Annotated in this window: 10 protein-coding genes; 3 read left to right on the top strand and 7 right to left on the bottom strand. The window is 46.6% G+C overall.

Features of this window, described 5'->3' with window-relative positions; all coding sequences use genetic code 11:
- Positions 1-78 precede the first annotated feature (78 nt).
- The 6 genes from ABR189_RS09885 to ABR189_RS09860 all read right to left on the bottom strand — a co-directional run bounded on the left by ABR189_RS09885 (position 79) and on the right by ABR189_RS09860 (position 7,307).
- Positions 79-1,524: a TolC family protein gene (locus tag ABR189_RS09885; RefSeq protein ID WP_354660314.1), complete on the bottom strand. Its 1,446-nt coding sequence runs from the start codon at positions 1,522-1,524 to the stop codon at positions 79-81.
- Positions 1,525-1,553: 29 nt separating this feature from the next.
- The gene (locus tag ABR189_RS09880) at positions 1,554-4,685 is read right to left on the bottom strand and encodes an efflux RND transporter permease subunit (protein ID WP_354660313.1); all 3,132 of its coding nucleotides are present in this window, start codon (positions 4,683-4,685) and stop codon (positions 1,554-1,556) included.
- A 60-nt stretch (positions 4,686-4,745) separates the two neighbouring features.
- Positions 4,746-5,891 carry an efflux RND transporter periplasmic adaptor subunit gene (locus ABR189_RS09875; protein WP_354660312.1) on the bottom strand — a complete coding sequence of 382 codons (1,146 nt, stop codon included), beginning with the start codon at positions 5,889-5,891 and terminating at the stop codon, positions 4,746-4,748.
- Between the two features lie 138 nt (positions 5,892-6,029).
- Complete coding sequence (locus tag ABR189_RS09870; RefSeq protein WP_354660311.1) at positions 6,030-6,455, bottom strand: hypothetical protein; 426 nt, start codon at positions 6,453-6,455, stop codon at positions 6,030-6,032.
- Positions 6,456-6,659: 204 nt separating this feature from the next.
- Positions 6,660-6,947, bottom strand: a complete 288-nt coding sequence (locus tag ABR189_RS09865) for a hypothetical protein (RefSeq protein ID WP_354660310.1) — start codon at positions 6,945-6,947, stop codon at positions 6,660-6,662.
- Positions 6,948-7,109: 162 nt separating this feature from the next.
- Entirely contained in the window at positions 7,110-7,307 is a 198-nt protein-coding gene (locus tag ABR189_RS09860) for a hypothetical protein (RefSeq protein ID WP_354660309.1), read from the bottom strand.
- Between the two features lie 144 nt (positions 7,308-7,451).
- Between ABR189_RS09860 and ABR189_RS09855 the strand changes: the two genes are divergently transcribed.
- From ABR189_RS09855 to ABR189_RS09845, 3 genes are all read left to right on the top strand, one after another.
- The gene (locus ABR189_RS09855; RefSeq protein ID WP_354660308.1) at positions 7,452-8,129 is read left to right on the top strand and encodes a hypothetical protein; all 678 of its coding nucleotides are present in this window, start codon (positions 7,452-7,454) and stop codon (positions 8,127-8,129) included.
- A 55-nt stretch (positions 8,130-8,184) separates the two neighbouring features.
- Positions 8,185-8,946 carry a class I SAM-dependent methyltransferase gene (locus ABR189_RS09850; protein ID WP_354660307.1) on the top strand — a complete coding sequence of 254 codons (762 nt, stop codon included), beginning with the start codon at positions 8,185-8,187 and terminating at the stop codon, positions 8,944-8,946.
- Positions 8,947-9,046: 100 nt separating this feature from the next.
- Positions 9,047-10,729 carry a SulP family inorganic anion transporter gene (locus ABR189_RS09845; RefSeq protein WP_354660306.1) on the top strand — a complete coding sequence of 561 codons (1,683 nt, stop codon included), beginning with the start codon at positions 9,047-9,049 and terminating at the stop codon, positions 10,727-10,729.
- 50 nt (positions 10,730-10,779) lie between these two features.
- Here ABR189_RS09845 and ABR189_RS09840 read toward each other — a convergent pair whose 3' ends face one another.
- The gene (locus tag ABR189_RS09840; RefSeq protein ID WP_354660305.1) at positions 10,780-12,384 is read right to left on the bottom strand and encodes a beta-N-acetylhexosaminidase; all 1,605 of its coding nucleotides are present in this window, start codon (positions 12,382-12,384) and stop codon (positions 10,780-10,782) included.
- Positions 12,385-12,400 lie beyond the last annotated feature (16 nt).

Raw genomic sequence — 12,400 nt, 5'->3', positions numbered from 1 at the left:
GGCTATTTATTTTACATCAGACAAAGTATGTGCTGAATATCAGCTATTTATGACAACATGATAAAACGGGCGTTGGGGTTATTGCCATCCACCTCCCAGGGCACGATACAGCTCTATCGTTCCCTGGAAAATCTGCTTCCGGGTGATGGTCAATGCCAGTTCGGCTTCCAATACACTTTTCTGGGCCGTAATGATTTCCAGGTAAGAGGCATATCCGGCCATGTAAAGGTCTTGCGAAGTAGCTACCGCTTGTTGTAATACCGTCACTTCTTTTTCTTTCAGCTGGTTGATGGCCTGCTGATTTTCTACCTGGTTCAGGGCGGTAACTACTTCCTGGTAACTGTTCACAATTGTTCGCTGGTATTCATAAAAGCTGGCAATGGCGGCGGCTCCGGCCTGCTTATACTGCGTATTCAACTGTTGTTTATTAAAGATAGGTGCCGTTAATCCTCCTACGATACCATAAGCAATAGAAGAGGGGGCCTGGAATAGCAGGGACGCATTAAATGCATTCAGTCCTGCATAAGGTGTAATGTTGAAAGAGGGCAGGAATGCTTTTCTGGCCGCATTTACATCAGATTTAGCTGCCAGCAGTTCCAGTTCAGCTTGTTGTATATCCGGTCTGCGCAATAACATTGCAGCGGGAATACCTGTTTTTACATTTATCCGCAACGGTTGTGTAAATATATCCCTGGTGCGCACAACAGGCTGCTGGAACCTTCCCAGTAAGCGATTCAGCTGGCTTTCTGTTTGTACAATCTGCTGGCGGATAGTATGCTCCATGCTTTGTGTGCTGAGCAGTTGCGCTGTGAATTGCTGCACTGCCAGTTCGGTGGCCCTGCCTCCGGCTTTTTGAATGTTGACCGTTTCTACTGCTTTTTGCTGTAAGGTGATATTCTTACGGACAATCCCCAGCTCATTATCCAATGCCACCAGCTCATAATACATGCTTGCTACCTGGCTTACCAGGAGCGTGGTTACCAGTTGCCGGCCTTTTTCGCTGGCCAGCAGGCGGGCATAGGCGGCCTTTTTGCGTTGCTTCAGCTTTCCCCAGAGATCTATTTCCCAGGATGACCGCAGCCCCAGAAAGTACTCCGGTGTAGGTGTAGGGATACGCTGATTTTTATCAATATTGGGCGACAGGTTGGTGTCAAAATTGCCCACCCCATTCAGCGTGTAATCGGCATATTTATCTACCCCTGCACTGGCGGATATATCCAAAGAAGGCAACCAGGCATGTTTGGCAAGTACCAATGCTGCCCGCGCGGTGTTGATGCGCTGCAAGGCTATCTGTAAATCAAAATTGTTCCGGAGGGCAGTATCTATCAGCTGCTGCAGTGGTGCATCTGTGAAAAATGTTTTTAAAGGCATACTGGCTATACTGACAGTATCCACCGGATGAATAAAAGTATCGGGTAGTGCTTTGGCTGCCGGCAAGGTAAGCGGCTGCTGCATTTTACAGCTGCCGGCTACCATTGCCAGACCCACACAGGCACTTATCTGAAGCCATTTATATAATTGCACGTTTTTCCTGTTTTAAAGTATATGAATATTTATTTTGCTACTGCCGGCATTTGTTTGCGTTTGCCCATCTGAGCAAATAATACATACAATCCCGGTATAATCAGCACGCCAAACAGGGTACCTATCAGCATCCCTCCGGCGGCGGCCGTTCCGATAGAACGGTTACCCATAGCACCTGCACCAGTAGCAATACACAACGGAATCAATCCTGCTATGAAAGCAAAAGAGGTCATCAGGATAGGCCGTAACCTGGATACAGCGCCTTCCTTGGCGGCTTCCAGAATACCATGTCCTTCCTTATTCCGTTGTATCGCAAATTCTACTATCAGGATAGCATTTTTACCAAGCAACCCAATCAGCATTACCAGCGATACCTGCGCATAAATGTTGTTTTCCAGCCCCAGTAACTTGAGCGAAAGGAATGCCCCGAAAATACCGGCAGGCAAGGATAGTATCACCGGCAATGGCAGCAGGAAACTTTCATATTGTGCGGCCAGCAACAGGTATACAAACACCAGGCAGATAATGAAGATGTACACCGCCTGATTACCGGACAGGATCTGTTCCCTCGTCATACCAGACCATTCAAAGCTATAGCCTCTGGGTAGCTGTTTTTCTGCTACTTCTTCAATGGCTTTAATGGCATCCCCACTACTGAACCCTGCTGCGGCATCTCCATTAATCATCGCAGAGGTATACATGTTGTAGCGGGTAAGCTGCTCCGGTCCGTATACACGTTCCAGTGTCACAAAGTTGGAGAACGATACCATTTCGCCGCGGTCATTTTTCACATACAGTTTTAATACGTCCTGCGGTTGTGTTCTGTACTCAGGGGAGGCCTGTACCATTACCTTATACATCTGCCCGAAGCGGATAAAGTTAGAGGCATAAAAACTACCCAGCAATGTTTGCAGCGTGTTCATAGCATTTTCAATGTTCACCCCTTTTTTTGCTGCCATGGCCTGATCCACATGGATCATATATTGTGGGAAATCAGGATCAAAGCTGGTAAAGGCATTACTGATTTCCTGCCTGTTTTTCAACGCTGTAATGAACTGGTTGGTTACCTGGGAGGTTTGCCGCAAGTCCCCACTACCGGTTTTATCCAGTACACGTAATTCAAATCCGCTGGCGTTACCAAATCCGGGTACGGTAGGTGGTGGGAAGAATTCAATATTGGCATCGGCAATATGTTTGGTTTTTTCTTCCAGGATGGCCATGATATCTGTTACAGATTCCTTCCGTTCTTTCCATGCTTTCAGGTTGATCATCCCCATGCCATAGGAGGCGCCGGCTACTTCATTCACCAGGCTATACCCGGCAAGGGTAGATACAGATTCTACTGCATCCATGCCCAGTGTGGCCTGCTGCACCTGATCGAGCACCTGTTCTGTACGCTCTACTGTTGCACCGGCAGGGGTGGTTACATTCACATAGATCATGCCCTGATCTTCCGATGGGATAAAACCGGATGGAAGAATGGCGCTGGCGCCCCAGGTGGCAACAAAGAATACGGCCAGCAGCACGAGGGTAATAACTCTTTTGCCGGCAATGTTGCTGATGAAACGCTGATAACGCCCTTCAGTAGCGGAATATCCCTTGTTGAACCCATTGAAGAACCGTTGCAGCAACCCTTTTTTAGAAACTACGCCATGCGTGTTTTTCAACATGATGGCACAGAGTGCAGGCGTGAGCGTAAGGGCGTTGATACCTGATATGAAAATGGCAAATGCAAGTGTAAGTGAAAACTGACGATAAAAAACTCCCACCGGTCCGGATAGGAAGGCTACGGGTATAAATACGGCCGACATTACCACCGTAATCGCCACAATGGCGCCGCTGATCTCCTTCATCGCAGCTATGGTAGCCTCCATGGGGGGCAGATGCTCCTCACTCATCTTCACATGCACGGCTTCCACTACCACAATGGCATTATCTACCACAATACCGATAGCGAGTACCAGGGCAAACAGGGTGAGCAGGTTAATGGAGAATCCCAGCATCTGCATAAAGAAAAGCGTACCTACCAGTGCTACAGGTACCGCTAATGCAGGGATCAGGGTAGACCGGAAATCCTGCAGGAAAATAAACACTACTATAAATACCAGCAGAAAGGCTTCCAGCAGGGTAACCAGTACGGCCTGAATGGAAGCATCCAGGAAACGGGATACATCGTAGTTGAAGTTATAGCTCATGCCGGGAGGGAAGGAGGTGGCCTTCATTTCAGCCATCTTATCTTTCACATTGGCAATTACATCCCGTGCGTTGGAGCCGGGGCGCTGTTTCAGCATGATAGAGGCAGAGGGCTTACCATCTGTTTTAGATACCATGCCATAGCTCAGGGCGCCAAATTCAATGTCTGCCAGGTCTTTCAGCTTAAGCACCGAGCCGTCACTATTGGCGCGGACAATAATATTTTCGTACTGGGATGGTTCAAAGAATTTGCCCGTATAGCGTAATACATATTGCAGCATCTGCGGGTTACGGTCAGAGCTTTCCCCGGTTTTGCCGGGTGCGGCTTCCACATTCTGGGTACGGATGGCGGCAATCACATCATCGGTAGAGATGGTATAGGCCAGCATACGGTCAGGCTTTAACCATACCCGCATGGCATATTCCTTGGCGCCCATGATTTCTGCAAAACCAACGCCCTCAATTCTTTTCAGCTCCTGCAGCACGTTGATGTCTGCAAAGTTGTAAATGAATTTTTCATTCATCGTGCTGTCCTCACTCATGACGTTGAGATACAGCAGCATACTGTTCACCTCTTTTTCTGTAGTCACACCTGCCTTGATCACTTCTTCGGGCAGCTCATCGATAATGGTGGCTACCCTGTTTTGTACGTTCACTGCTGCCTGATCCGGATCAGTACCCACATTAAAGAATACCTGTATTAAGGTGATCCCGTTGTTACTGGATACGGACGACATATAAGTCATACCCGGTACCCCGTTAATAGCTCTTTCCAGTGGGGTAGCTACTGCTTTGGCACACACTTCTGCGTTGGCACCGGTATATTTCGCGGTAACGGTAACAGAGGGCGGCACGATATCCGGAAACTGGGTAATAGGCAGCGTAAACAATGCCAGTATACCCAGCAGGGTAATAATTAATGAAATAACCAGTGATAACACCGGCCGTTTTATAAAAGTTTCAACCATGATTTAAATAATTTCCAGGCAACACATCATATAAATGACCTCACCGCAAATGAATAAATGTTAGATACCCGCACGCGGTACGGCGTTGATCAAACTGTCTACAGATACCAGTAAAGGGCGGATCTGCATGCCATCCCGCACATTACGTACCCCTTCATAGATCACTTTTTCGCCCTGATCCAGGCCTGATTCCAGAATGTAGAAGTGAGAGAACCTCGTTTTGGGAACAATGGGTTTCATCTTTACTTTGTTGGCGGCATCTACCACAAACACGTAGTTTTTGTCCTGCATCTCAAATACTGCTTTCTGAGGCACGATCAACGCATTTTCCAGGTTATTATCCAGTTGTACTTTACCACTGGCGCCATGTTTTAATAATTTGTCGGGATTGGGGAAACGTGCCCGGAAGGCAATAGCGCCGGTATTCTCTTCAAATTCTCCTTCGATGGTTTCTATTTTACCTGGCCATGGAAAGCTGGACCCGTCTGCCAGAATCAGTCTTACCGTTTGATTGGAAGGTGTATCCTGTGCTTTGTTCGACTTGATATATTGCAGGTATTCCGTTTCTGATACATTGAAGTAGGCATACATTTCCCGGGTGTTAGATACGGTTGTAAGCAGAGAGCCTTCATCAATCAAACTACCTGCTTTCAGCGGAATGCGGTCTATGATCCCGTCAAAAGGGGCGCATATCCTGGTATACGAAAGCCGCATAGCAATGTTTTCCATGGCAGACCTGGCTTCATCTATCTTTGCATCCATTGCTACCTGTTTGGCTTCTGCTACTTCCAGTTCGGTAGCGGCGATTACTTTTTTCTCTACCAGTATCCTTACCCGTTCTACTTCCAGGGAGGCAGCTTTTGCATCAGCTACGGTACTGCTTAGAAAAGCCTTGGCTTTAGTCAGTTCTGCATTGTACTCTGCTGCATTAATGCTGAAAAGCAGCTGACCTTTTTTTACTTCCTGCCCTTCGTCTACATGGATCTTGTCCAGAAAACCTTTTACCCGTGCTCTGATTTCTACATTCTGCACTGCCTGTATATCTGCTACATAGTTATTATGCAGTATGGTGTCTTTTGAAATAACTGCAGCAACGGGGTAAGTGGCTACGTCCATGTTGTTATTGATCGCTTCTCCTTTAATATTGCATCCGGCAACGGCCATAGTAATGACTAATGCGGCATTGATCCACAATAAATGTTTCATTGTATTACACGTGATTTTAAGGGATACCATACGGGCATCCTTATATTGAATTGATTATTTCTTTATCAGAAAAGACATAAGTAAAACCACACCTTAAAGAAAGTGCGTTCACTAAAGGGCAGGGGAGTACGTATTTTTTCAGAAAAGGACAAACCGGAAGAGGAAGTTGTAATACGCAGGCAGGAAAGAGTCCTGTTGCTGGTATATTCCGGTTTTATTGACATCTTTATAGAGCGCATAAGCATAGGCCAGGTTATCTATTTCCTGCACAATGCGTTGGCTGATGTTAAACTGGGAACTGGTGGCAGTATTAAAAAAACGAAGCCGGCGCCGGTTGTTTTTGGCCTGGGTTACTTCTTCCGGCTCATCAGGAAGGTCCTGCCCGAAATTGTCAGGGGCATTATTGGCCAGAAATGGATGGTTCGCACGCTGCATGCCTTTCTCCATAGTAAACAACTGCATCCCGGTAAAAGAAGAACCGGGTATGCCTATTGCTACATGTATAATGCACAACAGCAGTACAAAGCAACATTTCCTGACTGATAACAACCTTAGTTTCACCATTATCTGAGCACCGTCTTAGCCTCTTATTTTAATACGGCTTTTGTTTTACACAAAAAAATGTAAGTCACAAAAGTAGCAGATTAAAATAAAATGTCAAAGTATTATGAGGATAAGCGGTAAGGAAAAGTTGGTTACCTGCCCGTTGTTGTTGCATTCTGGCGGGCAGGTAACAAAACTTTTGACATTAATTTAACATCTGGTTAATTAATAAGGAGTAGCAGGTGGTACTAAAAAGGTATCCTTCTGTGGACGTTGCGTAGAGTCTTTGTGTTTATCTTTCCAGGGCTTGTGTTTCTTATCTTTTTTAGGCCACATACTGGTATCCCGTTGTTTGGGAGTAGTGTCCTGTAGCATTGAAAAAATACCATCCTGCTGTGTCAGCATTACCTCATGGTGGCTGGCGCGGTTATAGCCATTCCCAGCCTGCGTTTGCGCAATAATGAATATTGCGGCTCCGGCTACCATCAATAAAGATACAAGATGCTTTTTCATAGCATAAAAGTTAATATGGTGAACAATAAATAAGCCTCTCCATGTGCCGGATATACTACCGGATGACCGTTATAGTCGCTCTGGTCTTATATCCGGCACAGTGGTACATCAACTTACATCCTGATATGCTGCCATACATCTTTTTGCCATAGCTTTGATGAGCTACATTTTTGCGTCTTCTTCCGCTTCATCTTCTTCTTCCGCTTCCAGTACTTCATCATCGTCATACATGTCATCATCATACGCTTCCAGTTCCTCTTCTATTTCTTCACCTGTTGACTGTTTCCCTGGTTTGTTTTTAGGATCATAAGCTGCTTGTGCATACCCATTTTGAGATGGGAACATTTTCCTTGTTAGCATAAACCATGAATTTAAAAGTGAACAATGTGTATGAGTAGTGCCACAAATTTTACACCACACCTTTAACGATATCCTTTTTAGTGGCATATTCCTTGATGCAAAACATAGTTGAAAGCCTTATTCATTCATTTTCAATGAGATAACATGAAAAATCAACATCTTTTACTAGGAATAGCAAGTCTGCTGGCTGCGGCTTTATCCTGTAATCAACCGGTAAAGCAACCGGGCAACAGCGGAGATTCCACCGCAGCTGTGGAAGGGGGAGGTACGGCAGGAACGGACACCAGCCGGCTGGGAGCTCCTGCACCAAAGGAAGACCGGCCTACATTCCGGCAGGAAGTAAGATTCAGGGATTATAAATTCGGCGTGACAACGAAAGGGGACGGTACGATACGGGAGCTGCTGATAGGGGTACAAAATGCCCAAACTGCAGACACTACCAAATCAGACACTACCCGGGAAAGAGGAATCAATGGCCGGGTGATCAATATTGCTGCGGCCGACCTGAACGGGGATAAAAAGCCCGAATTGTATTGTTTTACAGTATCTGATGGCAGTGGTAGTTACGGGGATGTGTATGGCTATACGTTTGATGGTGCTAAGGCCATACGTATCGGATTACCGGAGCTTGGTGAAGATAGTATGCTGGCCGCAGGCTATATGGGACATGATTCTTTTTATGTGAGCAAACAATTCCTGATGCGCAGCTTTCCGGTATACAAAAAGGATGATCCTAATGCTGCCCCTTCCGGTGGCAAACGAACCATTAAATATCAGCTGAAGAAACAAGCGGCAGGCTATGGGCTGATTCCTGTAAAGTAATGACCTGTTCAGTAAACGAATTGTTACATTTGCCTATACCAAATTTGTTTGCCATATGAACGTAAATAGCACCGGCCGGTTTAGTAACCGCGTAGCGGATTATGTAAAGTACCGCCCCGGTTATCCTGAAGCAGTAATGCCTTATCTGCAGGAAATAACCGGCCTGCCTGCAGGTGGGATGGTAGCGGATATAGGGTCTGGTACAGGGATTTCTTCCCGTTTGTTCCTCGACAATGGTTACCAGGTATGCGGGGTAGAACCGAATAAGGAAATGCGGGAAAAAGCAGAAGAATTGCTGAAAACATATCCTGGTTTTACCAGTGTGAATGGAACAGCGGAAGCCAGTACGCTGGAAAGTGCGAGTGCGGACCTGATTGTAGCAGGACAGGCATTTCACTGGTTCGACCGTATTAAAACGAAAGTAGAGTGGAGCAGAATTGCCAGGCCAGGAGCCTATGCGGTGGTGCTGTTTAATGAACGGCAGATCGTATCACCCTTTGAAAAAGCATATGAGGAATTATTGCTGCAATATGCGACGGATTATACGCAGATCAATCACCGTAATGTAGCGGATGCTGATCTGTTTGCTTTTTATGCGCCTGCTCCAGGTCAGGTAAAAACATTCCATAATGAGCAGGTATTTGATTTTGATGGGGTAAAAGGCAGAATGCTTTCTTCTTCTTATGTACCAACGGCCAGCTCACCGGTATATGAAGAAATGTTGTCCCGGCTGCAACAGATTTTTGAGCAGCACCAGGTGAATGGCAAAGTGAAATTTGATTATGAAACAAAAGTGTATACCGGTATGTTGAGATAGCGCTATCAAAAATGATATTAATCAATTTTTTGAGTGATAAGCATCAACGGATGGCACTTCAGCACCTGGTACCTTTGCATAAAGCAATAAGCAGGGGTACATGTTTAAGCCTATACTATTTGAAACGCTGAAGGGGTATACCAGGGAACAATTTGCAAAGGACGTGCTGGCTGGCATCATTGTAGGGATTGTAGCCTTACCGTTGGCCATCGCGTTTGCCATTGCATCAGGGGTATCACCCGAAAAGGGCATATTTACAGCCATCATTGCAGGGTTTATTATTTCCGCCCTGGGTGGCAGCAGCGTACAGATTGGAGGCCCTACCGGGGCCTTTATTGTTATTGTATACGGGATTGTCCAGGTACATGGTGTTGACGGGCTGATTATTGCTACGTTCATAGCGGGGCTGATGATGATCATCATGGGGATAGCCAGACTAGGTACCGTTATTAAATTCATTCCACACCCTTTGATTGTAGGGTTTACCAGCGGTATTGCGCTGATCATTTTTTCGGCCCAGATGAAAGATGTCCTGGGCCTGCACATGGGAGCGGTTCCCGCTGATTTCCTCGAAAAGTGGGCCGCTTACGGAGCCAATATTAAGTCAGTCAATCCGGCTGCCATTGTGATCGCCCTGTTTACTACCTCCGTTATATTATGGTGGCCTAAAAGGTTCAGCAAAGTTCCGGGTTCCCTGGTGGCGATTATACTTACTACATTAGCAGTACAAGTGTGGGCAATACCCGTGGAAACAATCGGCAGCAGGTTTGGACATATTACTTCCTCAATGCCGGCACCTGCATTGCCTCATATCAACTTTTCTACCATCCAGCAATTGATCCAGCCAGCTTTTACCATTGCTTTACTGGGAAGTATAGAATCACTGCTTTCAGCAGTGGTAGCTGATGGGATGACCGGAGGAAAACATAAAAGCAATGTAGAGCTGGTTGCACAGGGAACAGCGAATGTTTTTTCTTCCATCTTTGGTGGGATACCAGCTACAGGGGCTATTGCCAGAACGGCTACCAATATCCGTAACGGCGGACGTACGCCCGTTGCCGGGATGGTGCATGCCATTACGTTATTACTGATCCTGCTGTTTGTGGGCCAGTGGGCAGCCTTGATTCCCATGGCTACGCTGGGGGGCATTCTGATGGTGGTGGCTTATAATATGAGTGAATGGAAAAATTTCGTTGCCATTTTAAAAGCACCGAGGGGAGATGCCGCCGTATTGGTAGTTACTTTCCTGTTAACTGTGCTGATTGATCTTACTGTAGCGATAGAAATAGGAATGATCCTGGCAGCCTTTCTGTTTATGCGGAAAATGACACAGTTCACGAGCGTGAATATTATGACACCATCGCCAACGGCTTCCAATGCCGCTGCAGATCTTGCCCCGGTGGTTGATTTTGCGATCCCTCCGGGAGTGACGGTCTTCGAAATAACCGGTCCTTTATTTTTCGGGGCGGCTTATAAGTTTAAGGATGCCAGTGTGATGATAGCAGCAGCGCCCAGGGTATTGATTATCCGGATGCGGGCGGTGCCCATCATTGATGCTACCGGTATCCATACTTTGCAGGAAGTGCAGAAAGCATTTAAGCACCAGGGTACCAAACTGGTGCTGTCGGAGGTAACCAGTGAACAGGTATGGACCGCCTTAAAGCAATCCAGGTTACTTTTTGCGGTGGGTAAGGCCAATGTACTGCCAACATTTGAAGCAGCCCTGCATAGAAGTGAAGTGATTATTGCGGATAGTGGTACTGCTATCAAAAAAGCCGGCTAAAAAGAAGCTCCTTTTAGCCGGCTGTACCTGTCAGGTAAATTTACAATGTGTTATTTGCCATAGTTAATGCCTGCTTTATCCCAGCGGGCATAAAAGAAGGACAGGGATTGCTGGAAAGTATCAAAATTCTTTTGTGCCAGCGGGGTCCATCCGGCTTCTGCATAAGCAGCCAGCCGGGGAAACACCATTTTGTTCATGCTCTCTACGGTAGGAATCCATTCTCCCCACATCTGGCAGCCCAGGCCCAGGATCTTATTATGATATTTGGCGTCCAGCCCTTCGGGAATAGGATTAAAACTGTAAGCTTTAGTCAGCGGGATGGATTTGTAGTCGTAATCCAGATAAGTAAACTCATGATAGGAGTTGACGATATCATATCCTTTTGAAACGGCTTCGGTAATCAGTTTCAGTTCTCCTTTCCAGAAGTGAACGATGGTGCCGGCGGCCAGCTTTTCCTTTGCACCAGGACCGTTTTTGTCAGAATATTCATGTACCTGGCTGCCCATGATCTCATTCCAGCCCATCATCCGGCGTTGTTTGCCGGCCAGGTAGTTGGAGATCTTGTTGGTAAACCAGATTTGCAGGTCGGCAGGTGTACCCAGTCCTTTTTCTTTCATGAAAGCCTGTATAGTACCTGACGCTTTCCATTGGTCGTATTTTACTTCATCGCCGCCAATATGGATTACTTTGGAGGGGAAGAGGGTAAGCACTTCCTGCAATACATCTTCGAGGAAGGTGATTACTTTGGGATTGGTCACATCAAAAACGTCATAGTGCACCCCAAACGTACCTGGTACCTTGATTTGTTTGCCGGTGCAGCCTAACCAGGGATATGCGGCGATAGCAGCGCTGGAATGGCCGGGCATCTCAATTTCGGGAATAATGGTAATATGCCTTTCTGCTGCATAGCGGATAATGTCCTTGATCTGCTCCTGGGTGTAAAAGCCCTGGTGTACTTTACCATCAAAGGTAGGACTGTTCCAGTGCCCGCTTTGGGTAGAGTCACGTTTACTGCCAATAGTGGTCAGCAGCGGGTATTTCTTTATTTCAATGCGCCAGCCCTGGTCGTCTGTCAGGTGCCAGTGAAACACATTCATTTTCAGGAGAGCCATTTCATCGAGCAGCTGCTTTACTACGGATGCTCCTTTAAAATAGCGGCCTTCGTCCAGCATAAATGCTCTCCAGGAAAAACGCGGTTTGTCCTGTATGCTTACACAACCAATCGCATACGCATTATTATCAGCGTTGGCGGGGATCAGCTGCCGTAAGGTTTGGATACCATAAAAGATACCTTTGTCAGATGGGGCGGTGAGCAGGATCTGATCCTGGTTTACCTGCAGGCGGTATCCTTCAGGGCCGAGCTCTCTGCTGGCTTTTTTGTCGATTACCAGGCGGATCACATTGCTGTTGCCGCCCTTACTCCGGATATTCAGCTGCAATCCCTGGGTGGCTTTGATCACCTCCCGTAAAAAGCCGGCTTCATTGGGCAGATTGCCATTATGTATAATAGCAGTAGTGCCGGATAAGTTAAAATTACCGGGTAGTGTTTTCACCTGCTCCGGTTGTGGAATGATATTGGCTGCTTGGGATGGCCGTCCCAGACAAGTAGCTACCAGGGCCATACAGCACAATAAAATAGTACGATGCTTTAACATGAGAGGAATAATTTGA

It is taken from the genome of Chitinophaga sp. H8, from assembly GCF_040567655.1.
In the GTDB taxonomy this organism is placed as follows: Bacteria; Bacteroidota; Bacteroidia; order Chitinophagales; family Chitinophagaceae; genus Chitinophaga; species Chitinophaga defluvii.
Note: the sequence above shows the minus strand (reverse complement) of the source record. Positions and strands in the feature narration are given on the sequence as shown.

Bases quoted from the DNA above. Each gene is read 5' to 3' on its own strand.
- ABR189_RS09880 (WP_354660313.1), bottom strand. From the start codon at position 4,685: ATGGTTGAAACTTTTATAAAACGGCCGGTGTTATCACTGGTTATTTCA.
- ABR189_RS09875 (WP_354660312.1), bottom strand. From the start codon at position 5,891: ATGAAACATTTATTGTGGATCAATGCCGCATTAGTCATTACTATGGCC.
- ABR189_RS09870 (WP_354660311.1), bottom strand. From the start codon at position 6,455: ATGGTGAAACTAAGGTTGTTATCAGTCAGGAAATGTTGCTTTGTACTG.
- ABR189_RS09865 (WP_354660310.1), bottom strand. From the start codon at position 6,947: ATGAAAAAGCATCTTGTATCTTTATTGATGGTAGCCGGAGCCGCAATA.
- ABR189_RS09860 (WP_354660309.1), bottom strand. From the start codon at position 7,307: ATGCTAACAAGGAAAATGTTCCCATCTCAAAATGGGTATGCACAAGCA.
- ABR189_RS09855 (WP_354660308.1), top strand. From the start codon at position 7,452: ATGAAAAATCAACATCTTTTACTAGGAATAGCAAGTCTGCTGGCTGCG.
- ABR189_RS09850 (WP_354660307.1), top strand. From the start codon at position 8,185: ATGAACGTAAATAGCACCGGCCGGTTTAGTAACCGCGTAGCGGATTAT.
- ABR189_RS09845 (WP_354660306.1), top strand. From the start codon at position 9,047: ATGTTTAAGCCTATACTATTTGAAACGCTGAAGGGGTATACCAGGGAA.
- ABR189_RS09840 (WP_354660305.1), bottom strand. From the start codon at position 12,384: ATGTTAAAGCATCGTACTATTTTATTGTGCTGTATGGCCCTGGTAGCT.